Source organism: Neobacillus niacini, from assembly GCF_023715415.1.
Taxonomy (GTDB): Bacteria; Bacillota; Bacilli; order Bacillales; family Cytobacillaceae; genus Neobacillus; species Neobacillus niacini_C.
Window position 1 is genome coordinate 16,059 of the sequence record NZ_JAMBOB010000014.1, and the last position, 18,555, is coordinate 34,613.

At 38.7% G+C, this 18,555-nt stretch carries 16 protein-coding genes and 1 pseudogene; 2 read left to right on the forward strand and 15 right to left on the reverse strand.

Annotation, left to right across the window (positions count from 1 at the left end; genetic code table 11):
• Positions 1-56: 56 nt before the first annotated feature.
• A complete protein-coding gene (locus M3189_RS23545; RefSeq protein WP_251638668.1) occupies positions 57-1,886 on the reverse strand; it encodes a sigma-54-dependent Fis family transcriptional regulator in 1,830 nt (609 codons plus the stop codon).
• 483 nt (positions 1,887-2,369) lie between these two features.
• On the opposite strand from M3189_RS23545, the gene M3189_RS23550 reads away from it, so the two are divergent.
• Positions 2,370-2,876 (forward strand): PAS domain-containing protein, encoded by a 507-nt coding sequence (locus M3189_RS23550; RefSeq protein WP_251638670.1) that lies wholly within the window; start codon positions 2,370-2,372, stop codon positions 2,874-2,876.
• Positions 2,877-3,088: 212 nt separating this feature from the next.
• Here M3189_RS23550 and M3189_RS23555 read toward each other — a convergent pair whose 3' ends face one another.
• The 8 genes and pseudogenes from M3189_RS23555 to M3189_RS23590 form a co-directional block, all read right to left on the reverse strand.
• Positions 3,089-4,774, reverse strand: coding sequence for a sigma-54-dependent Fis family transcriptional regulator (locus tag M3189_RS23555; protein ID WP_251638679.1), 1,686 nt, complete (start codon positions 4,772-4,774; stop codon positions 3,089-3,091).
• Between the two features lie 305 nt (positions 4,775-5,079).
• A pseudogene (locus M3189_RS23560) lies at positions 5,080-5,256 on the reverse strand (transposase); the annotation flags it as partial.
• Positions 5,257-5,660: 404 nt separating this feature from the next.
• Complete coding sequence (locus tag M3189_RS23565; RefSeq protein ID WP_435368120.1) at positions 5,661-6,995, reverse strand: 6-phospho-alpha-glucosidase; 1,335 nt, start codon at positions 6,993-6,995, stop codon at positions 5,661-5,663.
• A 36-nt stretch (positions 6,996-7,031) separates the two neighbouring features.
• The gene (locus M3189_RS23570; protein WP_251638683.1) at positions 7,032-8,630 is read right to left on the reverse strand and encodes a PTS transporter subunit EIIC; all 1,599 of its coding nucleotides are present in this window, start codon (positions 8,628-8,630) and stop codon (positions 7,032-7,034) included.
• Positions 8,631-8,752: 122 nt separating this feature from the next.
• Positions 8,753-9,577, reverse strand: a complete 825-nt coding sequence (locus M3189_RS23575; protein ID WP_251638686.1) for a MurR/RpiR family transcriptional regulator — start codon at positions 9,575-9,577, stop codon at positions 8,753-8,755.
• 59 nt (positions 9,578-9,636) lie between these two features.
• A complete protein-coding gene (locus M3189_RS23580; protein ID WP_251638688.1) occupies positions 9,637-10,557 on the reverse strand; it encodes a TRM11 family SAM-dependent methyltransferase in 921 nt (306 codons plus the stop codon).
• A gap of 55 nt (positions 10,558-10,612) precedes the next feature.
• Positions 10,613-10,969 (reverse strand): nucleotide excision repair endonuclease, encoded by a 357-nt coding sequence (locus M3189_RS23585; RefSeq protein ID WP_251638690.1) that lies wholly within the window; start codon positions 10,967-10,969, stop codon positions 10,613-10,615.
• Between the two features lie 107 nt (positions 10,970-11,076).
• Positions 11,077-12,192, reverse strand: a complete 1,116-nt coding sequence (locus M3189_RS23590; protein WP_251638691.1) for a mechanosensitive ion channel family protein — start codon at positions 12,190-12,192, stop codon at positions 11,077-11,079.
• A 183-nt stretch (positions 12,193-12,375) separates the two neighbouring features.
• On the opposite strand from M3189_RS23590, the gene M3189_RS23595 reads away from it, so the two are divergent.
• Positions 12,376-12,582, forward strand: a complete 207-nt coding sequence (locus M3189_RS23595) for a hypothetical protein (RefSeq protein WP_251638693.1) — start codon at positions 12,376-12,378, stop codon at positions 12,580-12,582.
• A 47-nt stretch (positions 12,583-12,629) separates the two neighbouring features.
• Here M3189_RS23595 and gloA2 read toward each other — a convergent pair whose 3' ends face one another.
• The 6 genes from gloA2 to M3189_RS23625 form a co-directional block, all read right to left on the reverse strand.
• Positions 12,630-13,016, reverse strand: a complete 387-nt coding sequence (gene gloA2 / locus M3189_RS23600; RefSeq protein WP_251638695.1) for an SMU1112c/YaeR family gloxylase I-like metalloprotein — start codon at positions 13,014-13,016, stop codon at positions 12,630-12,632.
• Between the two features lie 753 nt (positions 13,017-13,769).
• The gene (locus tag M3189_RS23605) at positions 13,770-14,588 is read right to left on the reverse strand and encodes a hypothetical protein (protein ID WP_251638697.1); all 819 of its coding nucleotides are present in this window, start codon (positions 14,586-14,588) and stop codon (positions 13,770-13,772) included.
• Positions 14,589-14,802: 214 nt separating this feature from the next.
• Complete coding sequence (locus M3189_RS23610) at positions 14,803-15,693, reverse strand: acyl-ACP desaturase (protein WP_251638700.1); 891 nt, start codon at positions 15,691-15,693, stop codon at positions 14,803-14,805.
• A gap of 348 nt (positions 15,694-16,041) precedes the next feature.
• Positions 16,042-16,770 (reverse strand): gamma-glutamyl-gamma-aminobutyrate hydrolase family protein, encoded by a 729-nt coding sequence (locus M3189_RS23615; protein WP_251638701.1) that lies wholly within the window; start codon positions 16,768-16,770, stop codon positions 16,042-16,044.
• A gap of 1 nt (position 16,771) precedes the next feature.
• On the reverse strand, positions 16,772-17,077 hold the full coding sequence (locus M3189_RS23620) for a hypothetical protein (RefSeq protein ID WP_251638704.1): 306 nt from the start codon (positions 17,075-17,077) through the stop codon (positions 16,772-16,774).
• An 18-nt stretch (positions 17,078-17,095) separates the two neighbouring features.
• Positions 17,096-18,466, reverse strand: coding sequence for a TRAP transporter large permease subunit (locus tag M3189_RS23625; RefSeq protein ID WP_251638706.1), 1,371 nt, complete (start codon positions 18,464-18,466; stop codon positions 17,096-17,098).
• Between the last annotated feature and the right edge of the window lie 89 nt (positions 18,467-18,555).

Below are 18,555 nucleotides of genomic sequence, written 5' to 3' on the forward strand. Positions count from 1 at the left end.
ACTATTAGACAAATTGTTTAATAGTTTAGACACTCTGTTTAAATAATTAGACACTCTTATAGGTTGAACTCTTTTATTTTATTGTATAGAGTGGCTCTTGAAATACCTAACTTCTTAGCCGCACGTGTCTTATTCCCTTGTTCTTCTTTTAGTATTTGTATGAGCAACTCTTTTTCCTTTTGTAGTTCAGAGCGTTTCAGTGTATGTAACGAGGTAATCGGAGCGATTTTCCTCTCCAACACGGAATACTCGCTCACCTGTTCTTTATTCGGTTTATTCCGTTCCAAGAAGTAGCGTTGAAAGTCATCAAAATAAATTCCTTGACCATCAACCAATGTGATAAGCCTTTCCATCACATTAAATAACTCTCTGATATTACCTGGCCAAGTATATTCCATCATACCCGCAACGGTTTCTTTACTGATTTCTTTTTGCTGGATTTGATATTTCTCACAGATGGTTGTCATAAATTGCCCAATTAACAGAGGGATATCTTCTTTTCTTTCTCTTAGCGGTGGAATCGTAATGGGGATAACATTGATACGATAATATAGGTCTTCTCGGAATTTGTTTTCCTTTACCATATCCTTAATCGAACAGTTTGTAGCCGCAATGAGCCGAAAATCAACGGGAATCGGTTTCGAACCTCCTACTGGTTCTACCTCCCGTTCCTGTAAAACACGTAATATTTTCGATTGCATATGTAAAGGCATATCTCCAATCTCATCTAGAAAAAGTGTCCCCTTATGGGCTAAAAGGAATTTTCCTGGTTTCCCCTTCTTTCTCGAACCAGTAAACGCACCTTCTTCATAGCCAAATAGTTCGGATTCAAGTAAATGCTCTGGAATCGAAGCACAATTCACACTGATAAACGGACCTTCACAATATTTACTCAAGGAATGAATAGCCTTTGTAAATATCTCTTTTCCTACGCCGCTTTCTCCGGTAATTAAGATAGATGCAGAGGTTTGTGCAGCACGCCGGGCAATATTTTTTGCATGGATAAACCGTTCACTCTTCCCAATAACTTGGTTAAAAGTTGTCGGTTCTTCTTTTTGTTTTGGTTGTTCAATATGTACAGACGAGAGACCCGTCGTTCCATTTAATTCTTGAATTCTATCAAAAATGGTATAAAGTTCAGAAACTCCTTGAAAAACAAGGATGCCGATTCCCCCGATGATTTTATTGTTTTTCCAAATGGGGATGCGATGAGCTACAACTTCTTGCCCTTGCAAAAATTGAACTTGATTATGTTCAGGAATACCCGTTTGAAGGACAATATGTAAACGAGTGCCATCAATCACATTTACCACATGTTGATCAACCACTGCATCTTGATTGACTCCGAGATAATGACAATAGGCTTTATTAATCATTTTGACATACCCATTTTCATCGACGACGACAATTCCTTCATGGATATTGTCAAAACAGGTTATCAACCATTCAATCGTTTGTTCCAATACATCCATTTTTTTATACATTTGGGTTAATCCTGCGAAAACATCATTTTGATTCAGCATGCCTAATAAAACACCTTGTTTATCGACAACCGGAATACTGGATTTTCTTAGTGACAGTGACGACAATGTTTCTGAGAAGTAAAGAAAACGTGCGTTTTTGTCGTAATAATTCTCAATTACTTCATCAGGAGAAACACTATTTAACAAAGCATCCGTGATGATAGCCAATGACAAGATACCAAGATATCGATTTTGACCATCCACTACAGGAGCCTGATTTAACTCATTTTCTAGTAGAAGTTCTGCTGCATTTCTTAATGTAGCCCTAGTAGACAAAGAAAGAAAATCTGTATTCACCCAGTTTCCTACTTGCAACTCCCCTTTATAATAGTGACCTTTATCTTCTGTTAGGTGATGCTCCATAGGTTTTGTTCCCTCCGTTCACATTCATCAAATGGGTTCTAGAAATTCCATACTTTAAAATAGTAATAGTATTCAGATTAATAGAAATAAAAAAAGCTCCCCTTTACTATCCCATATAGCAGAGGGGGCTGTCATTACTCATTTTGAAATTTCACTCTATATACCGCTGTAGCAGATCAAGGAAAACTTCGATAAAGGGAAATGTGTTTTTAAACTACAAGTGAGAAACCAGTGAAATAAATAAGCGGAATTTTTCCGTCTAATGATAAGATTGGGTGCCCAGCTTAACGAATAACCTCAATTACAAGTAATAATCAAAGTAACTTTTGTGATATAAATCACATTTGTCCCTCATTACTAATGCTATCATTAGTAATGAGGTCAGATAAATAAACAACTAGAAGTTGCCGATTTTTTTCTCGCTAACATTTTTACTATTTCATTTTTCTCATAAACAGAGATTATATATTGGAGGTTTTTAAGATGTCTGAAGAAAAATTGTCTGAATTAATTAGTCCTGAAGCTGTCATTAATTTTGAAACTGGTGCAATTAAAGCAAGCACTTTGGATTCAATTATCAATATATTACCATTTGAAATGGGTTTTTGCGATGCCGACGATATTTTCCGCTGGTATTCAAATAATCCTAACCGAGTGCATGGTCGTCGTAAAGAAGCGATAGGCCGCCATGTACTTGAGCTTCACCCAAAAGTAGCTCACCACGTTGAAAAACTGTTGAATGACTTTCGTTCAGGAGCGCGTGACGAATGGGAATTTTGGTTTCCAAAACGCTCTGGTGAAGAGGCAGGGCAAATTTATCAAAAATTCATGGCGGTACGTGATGAAAACGGAAAATACCTTGGCTGTATGGATGTGACCGTTAATATCGACCTTTTCCAAGGAAAAGAAGGTAAACATACCCCTGAAACGATTGACGAATTTATAGCTGTTAAGTCTGAGAAAAAACCTTTCCATTTCAGAATCAGCTGAAAAACACATCGAATCCCCCGATTCAATGTGTTTTTCTTTATGATAGAAGTTTAGTCCGATTCACCAAATAATTAGCCAAGGAGAACTGTCCCGGTGGGCACGCATAACAAACAGGGAACGGCATGTGAAAATCAGAGCAGGGATTTTCTCTTCTTTCTGAACCGTAGTAAGGTCATTCTTTTTTTCAAATAAAAGAGGCGTAAGCATAAAGATTACTCTTTAAGCTTACGCCATAGGGTTGCACGATTAATACCTAATCGTTCAGCTGCCTTTGTTTGATTATGATTTTCCGCCTTCAGTACCCATTTAATGATTTCCTTTTCAATTTCCTTGAGAGTACCTTTTTGAAGAATGTCATTAGATGGTAAGTGTTCATTCGTCATCACTTTTTCAATGGTTTCTTTTTGAATCACATAGTCCTTCGAATTGAGGGCAACTTGCTTGATTAAGTTTTTCAAATCATCAATCTGATTCGGATAGGTATAGTTCTCTAAAAAACCTATTGCCTCACGGGTAATCTTCACAGCTGTTGTTCCATATTTCTGATTGTAGTAAGCAATGAAATATTGGGCCAGAGTGCGAATATCCTCTTTTCTTTCAGTAAGAGTCGGCATAATGATTTTCGTAAGTTTAAGTCCTGGAGGGAGCCCAGGAACAAACCCATTTTCTGAAATGATGAAAATACGAACCTGATGTTTTTGACATTCCTTTAGTAAGTGATGAAGCATTTCGCAATCGTCTGCAAACTCTGTATTCATCAACTTGATTGTCCGAATCTTACTTAACGGCAGCTGTTCCAAATAGTGTTGCTCAAATTCCTTGAAATTAATGGTAACAAGCATGCTGCCATCTGTAAGCTTTTGATGGATATAATGCGTAATAAAGGCCTTGCTTGTTCCTTTCCCTCCTTCTAAAAGGATGATTTGATTGCTTTTATATAGTGTTTCAATATGATTGAGTATCGTCTTTATCGAAACAGAAGTATCCGCAATTGGTTCACTCGCGATTTCCGTCTCGATTGCAAGCCCCTTCCGCTCGATTAGTGGCATCGTACTTTTTTCTATTACGATGACCTTGTAACGCTGCCCATCCACTTGAACACAAGTGCCCGTCACATTAATCATCCTATCATCAAGCATAAGATTTCTTGTCGCCTTATGTTGATTGACTTCAAGGTCTGTATTCAATAAATATAAATGGTCATCTGTAAGTGGATTGGAAGGAAAATCCGTCCAATGCTCATAAATCATCTTATTTTGCCCATCGATAATCATCAGATTTTGATTGTCCTTTACTACATATTGCTCGAAGACCTTTGTGACATTGTTTTTGTCTTGTAGATAACGATAGAGAATCTCCGCACCCTCAAGTGAAGTCATAATCGACTCTTTGCCCGATTGGAGCAAAAAACCCTTAAGACCATATGCCTTTGAGGTTTTTAGTGTAATCACATCACCCACAATTTGCTCATAGCCAGTGTTTTTTAGCTCTAAAATTAATGGGGCTACCTCTGATTGATCGGAAATCGTGAATACCTTTAATGGAAGGTCTAATAAGTCAATAACAGCTTGAGCCCCAGACGTAATATTTGAGAAGCCCACAATCGCTGTCTTTTTTTCCAAATTCGTGGCCAAAGAGAGCGATCGAATCATGTCATATCCGGATAGGTGCATATCCAAAACAGGAATCCGAACGTTCTTCTTAATTAATTGAGCCGTTCCACCCCTACTGATAAGAATGTCTGCTCCATTTTCCTCCGCATCAATCGCCTTCCTAACTCCTTCCTCTAAATCCCCAAGTGAATAGGAAATATCAAGTGTAGGAAAAAGAGGGATACATTCCTGAATAACAGGAATCATTGCTTCATACGGTACCACAATATGTATATTTATCTTCATCTGAATTCCTGCCTTTTAGCTAACATTTATCCATTGTATCATCCTATATTTTATCACAAAAGAAGAAAACCTTCCCCATGGTCCCCCGGACTCAACTTCCAACAGTCTAAATCTCTAACAAAATATACATGAATTAAGTAGAAGGGATCCAGTGCAACGAAACCAATAGGCCGTGTCTTCGGGATAGGAGTATCCATAGAAAAAGGCGAAAAGCACTTCTGCTTTTCGCCTCAGATTGTCGAGAAAGGTATCTTTCTCGACAATCTTTTTCTGCCTTCCCAAAGGCCTGTTGATTTCCGCTCCAATCAACAGGGGAAATGAACCAGGAAATTGCCACACACTTTTTCAAACCTGGCTATGTGCGTTGCAATCTTTTTCATATTTTGGCATGCTGCGGTAAGTAACACCTGCACACTCGCATTGTGCAATCCTCGTAACCTACAATAGTGATGCTCATGGAGTTCTTTTGAAACTGCGAAGCTTCACACTACCTTTTCAGTTCTAAATTATAAAGTATTTTACCCCAGACTTTGAAAGTCGGTTAAAATTAAAGCACGAATCGAAAAAGTTATTGAAAATTAAAGGCTCTTTTCTAACAGATAGATGCTTTTATCAATATTGAAAGCAAAGAGTGGATTGGAGCGAAAGGTGCTTGACTCCTGCGGGATGTAGAGGAAAAGTCGAGACCCCACAGACGCGCAGCGTCGAGGAGGCTCGACTTCCTCCCCGCGGAAAGCAAGCACCTGTAGCGGAAAGGAACGGTCCATATGTATACATAAGACAACGTTTTATACGAAAAGAGCCAAAATAAAATACTGTCGAGAGTTTCTCGACAGCCTGAGGCGAAAAGCACTTCTGCTTTTCGCCTTTTTAAGTATTTATAAGGTTAGTTTAATTCTGGCCAGTAACCTTTATTCGCTTCAATTAAATCATCCAAAATGTCTTTTGCGACTTTTGCGCTTGGTACTGTTTTTGATAGTGTTAAAGCCTGCCATAATTTTTGATAGCTTCCTTCAATGTAAGCTTGTACAACCAATTTTTCAACCGTTACTTGCTGGTACATTAATGCTCTTTGGAACTCAGGAATCTTTCCTTGGCTTAATGGCTCTGGACCATTGCTTCCGACAATACATGGAACTTCTACCATGGCATCATCATCAAAGTTCGCAATCGCACCATTGTTTTCAACAATCAACAGCATTCTTTCGTGTGTGTTAAAGGCAATAGCACGGGCAAGGTCAACGACAAAGGTTGCGTGAGCACCCATTTCAAATTCACAGCCTTCTGCTGTTCCTCTTTCAATGATCTGTCTAGCAGTAGTAAAGACCGTCTTTTCCCTGCCATCGATGACCTCATTTGCTCTTGTATATTCCGGATTTGAAGTCTTCACGACATAATCAGGATATAAATAGTATTTTAGATACGTATTTGGCAAGAATCTTGGATCAACGGCTAACAAGTCTTTCGCTTTTTTATGTGTTTCCTGCCAGCTGGCATCCGTATGCTGCGTATCTACTTCTTTTTGAGTCAGATAGCCGTTCTCTGCCACATAGTCTCGTACTTGTGGCAGATATTCATTACCTTCTTTATCTTTAATGCTTGTCCACCAGCCAAAGTGGTTTAATCCGAAATAACGAACTTCTAAATCCTGCGGTTCTTTCCCTACGATATGTGAAATTCTGCGAAGTGTACCTACTGGCATGTCACAAATATTCAATACCTTTGAATTTGGACGAAGCACGCGGCAAGCTTCCGCAACAATGGCTGCAGGATTAGAATAGTTTAACATCCAAGCATCAGGTGCATACTTTTCCATCATATCAATCATTTCAATCATATCACCGATGCTTCTCATCCCATAAGCAATTCCGCCAGGGCCGCAAGTTTCTTGGCCGACAACACCATGCTTTAATGGAATTTTTTCATCCTTTTCACGCATTTCATATTTTCCCGTACGGATATGAGCAAAACAGAAGTCAATATCCGTGAAAGCTTCCTCCGGATCCGTTGTATAGCAATACTCGATATCCGGCGCTTTTTCTTTTAATACAATTTCAATGGCTTCCCCTAAAACGGCTTGTCTTTGTGCGTCATTATCATATAATTTTAATTTTCGAAGCGGGAAACGATCCAGGTTATCCAATAACATCATAACAATCCCTGGTGTATACGTACTTCCTCCACCTGCAATAACGATTGAGAACTTTTTCATTTTCTCCATTCCCTTCTTGTAATCTTTGTTGTATTTATCTAGGTTCTACTCGTTTGTTGATAATCCCAAATAGCTGTCGACAGCTTTCCGAATGGTTGTTACCTGTAAACCATAAACAACCTGAACATTCTTATCTTTAATCACGACTCCACTGGCACCTGTTTCTCTTTTCAATACGTCTTCGTTGACCTTTTCAGGGTTATCCAGTGTTAAACGGAGTCTTGTGTAACAATTTGTTACGGTATTAATGTTGCTTGCTCCACCTAATGCATCGACGATCACTGGGGCAATTCCGTCATTTGACTGTGTCTCAGGAGTTCCAGTAACTCCTTTGCTTTTCGTTTCATAATCTTTTTTTGAATATAATTTTGTTTCAACGTCTTCATCTTCTCTTCCAATTGTTTTGAAGTTAAATTTCACAATTAGGAAGCGGAAAACCAAATAGTACGCCGCAAAGGAGAATAATCCTACTACGATATACATTGGCCAATGTGTTTTTTCAATTCCAAGCGGTACATTGAACAATAGAAAATCAATCATTCCATTTGGGCCAATCGCTCGGACATCTAATAGATGATACGCTACCATCCCTAAACCGCTTAAAGCAGCATGAACAACAAATAACAATGGTGCTACAAACAAGAATGAAAATTCAATTGGTTCTGTTACACCAGCAATAAATGAGGTAACAGCAGCCGGAATTAAAATGGCCTTTACTTTGCCCTTGTTTTCAGGCTTTGCAGTGTGGTACATAGCCAAACATGCACCGATTAAACCAAACATTTTTGAAATACCGCGAGCGTCCCAAACGACACTTGATGAAAGCTCTTTTACAGTTGGATCGATAATTTCCGCATAGTATATATTTCTTGCACCCTCGTATACTTGGCCGCCAATTTCTGTGGCTCCACCCAATTCGGTATATAAAAATGGCGTATAAATTAAATGATGCAAACCAGTTGGAATTAACAAACGTTCCAATGCACCGTATAGGAAAATTCCGAAGCTTCCGCTATGTTGGATTAGACCTCCAAGACTGTTAATTCCCGTTTGGAAAAATGGCCAGATGAACGTAAGCCCAACTGATAACAACACAAGAACAGGAATCAGGACGATAAAGACAAATCGTGATCCGCCGTAAATTTGAAACGCACCTTTAAATTCTGTATCAATAAATTTGTTATGAACGATAGCGGTTACAATACCGAGAATAAGTCCCAGAAACACACCCATATCAAGAATTTGCACGCCCAAGACCATCGTTTGTCCTGTTCCCTGCAAAGATTCTCCTTCATAAAGAACCCCGGTGAGCTGCATAAATTTATTCATGGCATTTACAAATACCAAATAGCCTAATAAAGATGTAAATCCTGCGATAGCTTTGTCTTTATTCGCCAACCCAACTGCTATCCCGACACAAAATATGAGCCCCAAGTTGGTAAGAATCGAAACCAATGATCCAGTTAGGATTGTCCCGAATCCGGTAGTAATTGGATTATCTAAAAAAGGAAAAACCTCCATTAATCTTGGGTTGGTGAATAAATTTCCGAATGCAATTAATATACCTTCAATCGGCAAAATAAGTATTGGAATGAACATCGCTTTTGAAAAGCGCTGCATGCCTTCCATGACTTTCGCTTTCATTTGCCTTCCCCCTTTTATTATGTTTTGTTTTTGTATTTGACAGGTTTAGAATACAATGTAAACGTTTTATAGTCGATAGATTCCACGTAATAAAGAACGTGTTTCAAACATTGAAACACGTTTCACTCATTCCTATCTTTTTTGGGTATTAATGTTCCTACATACTGTTTAACAATATTTTCGAACATCAGTAGTAGACCGGGGAAAAAACTATTCGGCAACATGTTTCTATCGTCTAGTTTATTATGATCAATGATTTTAAAATTTAAATCCGAAAGCTCTGCAATCCGATTTTCAGTTTCCTTTGTGAAAGAAACAGTAAAAATATGATGCTCTTTAGCAGCCTGCATTTTATCGAGGACAAGCTGAGTTTCACCTGATTTGGAAATGACCACTAAGGCACCGATATCCTCTAGATTATTTTCGAATACGCCAATCGAATCGGTTCCACTGGCAAAAATCGTTTTTCTCCCAAGTACTAATAGTTTTTTGTACAAATACTCTGCTGCTATCGCAGAAAAACCTGTAGCATATATAAAAATATAGCTTTGTCGGAGATTTAAGACTTTTTTAATGAAGATTTCAATATCTTCCATTGAATTATGGGCCATAAACTCCTTTACATTAATCTCAAGAAAGTCCTCCATCACTGCGCTATCCGGTAAATCAGCTTTTTTAACGAGTGGAATGAGGTGGTAATACATGTCGATGAATCCCGTATAGCCTAATTTTTTCGAAAGGCGGATTACAGTTGCAGGAGAGGTGAAATTCTCTTTCGCAATATTTCTTACGCCCATTTGCAAGACATTGTCGATGTTACGAATGATATATTTTACAATTTGGACTTCTATTTCTGATAAATTTTTCCCTTGAGTAATTTTGCTGATATCAACCATATCTTCTTCACTCTCACTTTTCCATTGTAGCGTTTGGGATTTTTCGTTCAATATTAAAAACCTCATTTACATATGATAAGGTTCATTGCGATTTATTCTAAACTCACTTCCTACCTACACACAATCACTTCACGATTGAATACCCCTTTCTTCGCAACGGCTCGGTCAACAATGACAAACCCCGCTTCAAGGAGAACTCCATCAACTGGTTCAACCGTTACGATTACCACTTTATCCGCAAACCTGCGGGCACTTTGAAGCATTTCCAGTTGTTCTTCAGGCGAAATGACCGAACACAAATTGTAGGGTAAATCGATAATCGCAACGTCGTACTGCTTCGTGATGTTCCGTATATCTTCAAACTTCACTTCACATGAATAACCAAAGTGTTCGATATTCTCTCGTGTTCCTGCAAGAATAACAGGGTTATTGTCGCTCCCCTTGATATCAATTCCCATCGACAAAGCTTCCACTAGGACCGTACCAATTCCGCAGCAAGGATCTATTGCTCTTATTCGGGTTGGATCCGGAATGGCAATATTCACTACTGCTCTTGCCACCCGAGTGCTGAGCGCAGTGGAATAATGATGCGGCTTCTGCTGATGTTGATGCCAAACAGATTCACTTTTTACGTAATCACCAAATACCCATCTTCCGTTGATATTCATAATCCCATGCAACCGCTGCGGCTGCCGGATATCAGCCACACCTTTAATTTGTAACCCGACTTCTCTCTCAATGGCACGCCGCTTCTCAAATGGTTCTTCCACGCTGCCAGTTTTCACATACATCACTTTAAACGTTTCCCCGATCTGCAAGGTGGCGACTTTCTCAAGAAGCTCGTGATAACTATCCGCTTCAAAAATAACTGCTAGTCTTTCTTTCATAAACGGACTCCGACTGGGATTAATTTTTACAGAACTCTCCAAAATACTCGTGTGTGACTCACTCCCAAATAAAGAGCGCATCTCCAAAGCACGCAATGAACGTTCATCTTCATAGCTGGCATACGTATAGATATAGGTATCCATTTCCTCACCTTTCCATATAAAAAAGACAATAGGATTTCCCCATTGCCTTCATTCTTTATCTAAAAAACACCTTGTCGACATTGTACTTCGACTTGGATTCATTAATGATAAACGTCTCATAAATTTCTCTATGTACGGGATCTTCAATGACACAAACTTCTATTTTTGTCACTTCATCACGATGGTTTTTGATTGGGGAAACTGTATCCTCAAAATGCTTTTTAATTCTTGGACGTAACTTCCTTGCTTTCCCTACAAACAGCAGTTCATCGTTTTTGTTATAAAACATGTAAATACCGCCCTTTTCACGAGTGATCAGGTGAAAATCGGTAAATCCATAAATATTACTTAGCTCAGGGTTGACCTGTTTGGTAATCGTAACATCTGGTTTTGGAACAGTTATATTAATCATGCAAGCTCACTTCCTTTTCTATATCGCTGTATATGCTAACACAAAACATCTATTATTACTATTTCCTGATATCATCTTTTTAAAACTCAGTGGACCGGGGTGACGGTTCAATCAAAGGAGCCCATTGTTTGGAATAATTCGCTTGATTGGGGAGATACGTAAATGGTTCGGCTTGGAAAGGCGACTTCTACTCCCTCTTCTTCTAATATCCCCATGATTTCAATGTTAATTTCATGTTTGATTTTAACATGTTCTGCCCAAACGGTTGTATTTGTGAAAAAATATAACAGAATATCAAGACTGCTATCATTGTAATGATCGAATGCTACCATAATCGTATCCGGATGAATCTCTTCATGGGTTCTTAACATTTGTTCAATCCGATGAACCACTCTTTGAATTTGTTCTTTAGAGGTTTGATAATTAAGTCCCAAATGAAAATTGATGCGACGTTTCCCCATACGGCTCCAGTTGGTAATCGGTTCGTTCGCAAGTGTAGAATTTGGAACGGTTACAAGTGCTTGACTAAACGTTCGAATTTTTGTACTTCGGAAGTTAATATCTTCGACTGTCCCCTCCACGCTAGGTGTTAAAATCCATTCACCAATGGAAAAAGGCTTTTCGGTCACAATGACGATTCCGCCGATTAGGTTTCCTACCGCTTCTTTTGCAGCTAAAGCAAACGCCAGTCCCCCGAGTCCAAGACCTGCGACCAATCCATTCACGTCATAATCAAATTCCTGACCAATAATACTGATACTGATGGCAATAAGAATGACCCGAACCGTTCTTGAAATAAACGGAAGGAGAATTAAATCAATCTTATTGTTCATCTTTTGATTCACACTGACTAAAATCCCCGAAGAAGGAGACGATAAATTAAACAATCCCCATGTAATCAAAACAATAACCATCGAACGCAAAAATTTTAAAAATAACGCATTATGCTGCTCGATAAAAGGAAAATAGTCCATGGCCAGATACAAGCCTATAATAATGAACCCCCAGCCTAAGGGACGCTCAAAACTCAAACATATTTGTGTAAAAAAATCAGTTGGTGTTTTTCTAGACAATTTTAAAATCAGCTGAAAGACATACTTCGTAAACAGATTTCGAAAAAGAATAAATAAAACCAAAATCCCGATAGAAATTCCTACATTTTTCAACATGTCATAGTCAATCCCCACCGGCAAAAAGGCCATGACAAACAGTTCTAAAGACATTCTACTATTCCTTCTCTCTTTTTGATTAAATTAGAAAAAATTACACCAACATATAATAACTGCTTAAAACAGATATTTGAATACACCAAAAGTCATAGATTCATTATTTTTTTCAGCGTTAACAGCCTTAATAAATTGCTCTGGCATATAGTAGATAAAAGCCATTTTAAGGTGGTGTTCATCATGACCAGTATCCAGGATGTTACGGATGTACTCTCCAGTCTGCCTCATCATCTGGCCAAAAATTGGCTGGGCAACGACCTTATTAAAAAGACGATTGCGGTAAGCTATGATTATTGGTTAGAAGATACCAACATTCCCATGACCTTAGAGGAATTCGTGATGCAGTATCTTGACCACTCAGCGTATCTGGGTGAATTGTTTGAGTAAAGCTTGAAGGGGGGAAATCCTGTGATTTCCCCCCCTTCAGCTTGATTTTAATATTCATAAAGCTCAATTGGCATCCCATCTGGATCACCAAAGAAGGTAAATTTCTTTTGGGTGCAGGGATCAATCCGAATTTCTTCCACCTCCACATGCATGAAGGTTAGATGACGAACTGCCTCTTCAATATCGTCCACTTCAAAGGCCAAATGCCTCAAACCAGCCGCTTCCGGATAACTCGATCTTGCCGGAGGGTTTGGAAAAGAAAACAGCTCAATTTGATAATGGCCATTCACCTCGAGATCAAGTTTATATGAGCCTCTTTCCTCTCGATACACTTCTCTTATAGGAGTAAGGCCTAATATTCTTACATAAAAATCCTTTGACACTTCATAGTTTGAACAAATAATAGCGATATGGTGGATTTTCTCCAATTTCATAGCTTACACTTCTTTCATCTTAGAATAAAACGCTCCGTAACTTCTATTGATTCGTATACTATTCGACTTGTTTCTACGAACCTCCTCCTAATCAAACGTTTGATTATATTTGGCATATTGACTTGTATATAACGTACTTTCTCATTTCCGAGGAAATTTTTATGTCGAATCCCCTGCTGCCTTTTCTACTAAAAATTTACACTTTCCTTAGAAAATAATTTAATTCTCCCAAACTCACTATTTTTCAATCATTTTCCCCATACCCATGTCCTAAACAAACGTTTGATTAGATTGGAGCTAAGTCCTTTTCTGAAAAGGACTTAGCCACTTTTTTCAAAAAGGTTTTTGTCGAGGATGATTGATTATCTTTATTCATTTCAGCCTTTCCTCTTAATAAAATCTAAGTACCTACAAACCTTGACAAGGTAATACAAACATAATTCCAATCAAACGTTTGATTAGTTTTTGCTAAAATCCCTCTACATTCGTTTTTTCACTCATTTCCTGTAAAAAAGGTGTCGATTAAACGTTTATGCATAACTAAAGGCAAGTGTTCAACAACCTCAATGCCATGCAATTTTAACCTACTAACAAGTGGAATAAAAAAGGGAGGGTTCTACGTTAATAGAACCCCTCCCGTTCAAAGTTACCAGCATCTACATCTAAATATACAAGTAATATTCCTGCATTGTTTGCGTTCATTGTAATCATGATCATATTTTTCGTTTTCACTAGAATTACAAGAATCATTTTTCATTTGATTATACTTGTTGTTTTGTTTATACGTACGGGTATAATCATTCTTTTTATATTGACCGTGTTGGTCGTTTTTGTCTTGTTTTTTACATCCGCAATCTTCGTGTTTGTCATCCCGGTCCTGCTTTTTCCAATCATCATGCTTGTTGTTATTATCTTGTTTTTTGCATCCACAATCATCGTGTTTGTCATCCTGGTTCTGCTTTTTACAATCATCATGCCTGTCGTTTTTGTCTTGTTTTTTGCATCCACAATTCTCGTGCTTATCATCCTGGTCCTGCTTTTTGCAGTCATCATGCCTGTCGTTTTTGTCTTGCTTTTTACATCCGCAATCTTCGTGCTTGTCATTCTTGTCCTGCTTTTTGCAGTCATCATGCCTGTTGTTTTGGTCTTGTTTTTTGCATCCGCAATTTTCGTGCTTATCATCCTGGTCCTGCTTTTTACAATTATCATGTCTGTTGTTTTGGTCTTGTTTTTTGCATCCACAGTCATCGTGCTTGTCATTCTTGTCCTGCTTTTTACAATCATCGTGTCTGTTGTTTTGGTCTTGTTTTTTGCATCCGCAATCATCACGCTTATCATCCTGGTCCTGCTTTTTGCAGTCATCTTGCTTGTCATTTGTGTCTTGCTTTTTGCATCCACAATCTTCATGCTTGTCATTCTTGTCCTGCTTTTTACAATCATCCTGCTTGTTGTTTTTGTCTTGCTTGTTACAACCACAATCATTGTGTTGGTCATTTTTGTCTTGCTTATTCCTATCCTCATGCTTATCGTTTTGATCATGTTTTTCCTTTTTGTTATGCTTGTCTTTACCATGATGATGCTTATGATGAGGTTTCTTCTTTCCTTTCATACCCTTACTCCCTTTCTTAACAAACATTTTTATATTGTTAGTTTATTAAGAATATGAAAAAGGGTTTGGACGAACTCCCCCATTCGAAAGCGGAATTCCTTCGGGGCTTGGGCCCTTGGGGAGGGTTCTCATGGTCATATGTGGTTAGTGCTGACCGCAAGAACCGTCCCCACGGTCCTATTTTTTACCGTAAAATCGGTCTCTTACACGTTTAAGTCTTGCATGGTAGTTTAGAATATCCAATCTCGCCTTTTCTGCCTCAGGGGCAATTGGTCGAAGATTCTCGATGTCCCAATAATCTACAATGACATCAAGTACTTGATCAAAATATTCAAGCGGCCCATAATTGGCTTCCTTTGCAATAATGGCCATCCGGTCTTCAAAATCAGGCATGACCGTACCTGGCATCTGAAAGTTCTTAATCACATACCCGAGGTAGTAGCAATAATTCGGCTCCAATTGCAGGTGTAGCTTAATGACATCTCGATAAAAGGCATAATGAAGCGTTTCATCCTTGGCCAGTCTTCTAAGAAGCGTAGCCAATTCCTTATCATGGGATCCTGCTACCTTCGCCACATTATAATAGAAAACCATCGTTGCCAGTTCCTGTAGTGAAGTATAAACCATGGTTTCAAACGGGGTATGAAAATCAGGCTCCCAGCCTCCTTCAACCGTCCTCTTGTGCAATTGACGAATCCGTTTGGGATCTGCGTTTCTGGTAATCAACAGGTAGGTCTCCAAAAGGTTCGAATGCTGATCCTCTTCCGCCGTCCAAGTATGGACAAAATCCTTGATGACTGTTAGCGATCCTTTAAACGTTTGATCTAAATGGGAGGTAAACCAAGGCAGATTCACCTCTGTCAAAAGTGCGGTCTCGACTGCCGTTACCACACCTGGAGGCAGAGTTACCTGCTCTGGGTTCCAAGGTACCCTCTTGAAATCCTGCGCTTTATCCCAAGGCAAGAAATCATGATAGCCCCAATCTATTTTTGCAGCCCTTCTTTTATGTTCTTCATAAAGTTCCTTTAATTGCGGTTCAAGTCTGAAATCCAAATGGTTCGTAAGCAATATTTTTTCTCTCCTTTTCATCACTTTACCGTATCACTCTATTAAAACATATAATTTAAAACATTCCGAATTTATGGCTTCTATTTTTGAAGGGACTTTTGTAGAACTTACACCATAATTTTGAAAACCTAAAAACCTAATATAAATAAAAAGAGTATTTAACTATCCTTCATAAATATCATCTTACCTTCCTAGGTTAACCATTCAACTTGCCATGCCCGACATTTTTCTTCATAATTGCCCCAAGAATAAACAATTACAAAGAGCCAGGCGATGTGCCTGGCTCTGGTAATTGAATAAAAAGTCGATTGCAACTGTAAATAAATTATTGGAGGAAAATGCTGTAGATTAATTAATCTGATTGGCAAAGTTCTTAAAAAATGTTTGCCAAACTTGGTTGTTTTTCACCATCTTTTCAGGATGAAATTGAAACCCGAACACAAATTTATGATTCTTGGATTCAAATATTTCAACAATTCCATCTTCCATAGAAGTTGCTGCTAACCTCAAACCAGTACCTAGTTTATTCATATGCTGGCGATGGAACGAATTGACACCCAGCTGTGTTTGTCCTGTTAATGAATAGAATAAGCTATCTTCTTCTACCTTAACTCTATGAACAATCTGATCTCCTGATATTCCGAGTTTTTCTTGGTGGTGTTCCACACCTGTATCAGGAATATTTGCAAGGCTGCCGCCGAGGGCATCGTTAATCATTTGTGCCCCGCGGCAAAAGCCAATCATAGGAAGATCTTTATTTAGCCCATAGTGAATCAACTGTTGCTCTGCTTTATAACGTTCTTGTCCTGTCGTTTCCAGTGATGATAATTGAGAGTTTGGCTCAGACAAGGATAAAAAACCACCACCTGTGAAGATAATTGCACTTAGATGGTCTAAAGGCGGCAGGGAGCCGTCTTCGTACACAGGTATAAGATAAGGAATCAAGCCCATCTTATGGATGAGGTTGATCGTATCACGTTCAACGTATAAGAGTGGATGATTTGGATATAAGTCACATTCCCTGCCACTATCGACATGCACGGTTACGCCAATAAAAGCAGTGTTACTTTTTATCAATTTAGACTGTCCCTTCTGCTCCATTTAATTTTATCTCTTTTTGAATTTCCTCAGGATCTGCTGTTTCCATTGTTAAGGTATGTTCTTTTTTGAGGTAAATATTAATTATTCCAGATAAGGTCGCTACTGCTGCAATGCGAATACCCCAAGTCATTAATTTGCCAGCAAAGACAGCAATACTTTCTCCTGTACTACCTCCGATTGCAAGACTTACGATAAAAATGAAAGCTACACTTACCCCAAGAGCCATAGTTATAAGAGCAAGCCAAGTATATAACTTGTCTGTGACAGAAATCATTCTCTTCATCTTATCACGCCTTTCTTATTATAATCCGATTATTGGCAGGATGCCTGTTAACAAAATGATGCTGAGCAGGACATGCAGCACGACCCATATTATTGCAAATTTCGTGGTTTGTACAAAGGAGGAACCAGCAATACCCATGGCGACATATAACCCTAAAGCAAGTGGAGGAGTCATACCTTCCAATGCACCAGTCATTGCTGGAAGCATAGCTGCAAGTAATACAGGATCTCCACCTAGGGACCCAAATACGGTGATCATCGCGCCACCAAGAATGGCCACTTGAGCAGAACCAGGTAATACCATGCCTAGCACCATAAAAAACAATGGTAATATAATGAGAATTGCTGTTTTACTCAATCCAAATGATAGGAACCAGTCTCTAACGGCAGCATCCATTTGCAACCCAAGGAAGATTTGAGATGCGGCATAAGCCATATAAATTGTCACACCAATTGGAACTACCTGAAGCAATGATTTACTAAACATATTGAGAAGATTCTGTAGGTTAAGTCTGTGAGAAGGCAAAGCTTTTCTACCAATGGTAAGTGCATAGGCTCCTGCAAGACCTGGGGTAAACATTAAGACAGAAGAAGACAATGCACCTGCTCCATCTTCACCAATTCGACCGATGAAGAAATCCTTAAATTCGGCGTCAGCGAATAACGGCAGGAAAATAACGATTGGTAAAGCTAATGCTGGCCAGCCCTTCGCTAAACTTTCTTTAAATTTTGGAAGCTCCTGTATTGGAACGGGTTCTACTTTGTAGATTTTACATAAAGCCCAAAGCGTCAACCAGCGCTGAATCAGAAACCATAATCCAATTCCATACGCTGCCACCATCCAGCTGCTTAAAGAAATACTACCAGGGTATATACCTTCTAAAATTCCAAAAGTAAGAATGACGATACCAGAGGGTGGAATGATGTTCCCCAGCATACTAGATGACATCTCTACAGATGCGGCCAATGCAGGAGGGAAATTTGACCTTTTCATCATTGGAATCGTAAATACACCCGTAGCCGCTACATTCCCTGGTCCGGTCCCTGAAAGCGATGCCATAAATGTGCTAGAAAGAAGGGCAACATATCCTGCTCCCCCTCTAACCCTTCCTACTATTGAGAGCATCAATAGTATAATATTGTTCACCACTTTTGTTGCGTCAAAGATAACGGCTACCACCATAAAAGCAATAATGGCATAAAAGAGTGAACTGGTAGAAGGATAAAGAAGCGCTTCCCAAAATAATTCGTATGAACCCGTTATCACAACTAAAAATACAAATGATAGTGTCATAACTTCATACATTGGCCTTTTAAAACCGACAAACAATACAACAACAAATAATAGTAAACCAACTAAATACAAAATAGCACTCGGAATACCGAACACAACCACACCCCCTTATACTCCCTTGATATAACCATTTGCATTGTGGTTATATCAAGCAACTTGATTATAGCAAAACTCATAATTAAATA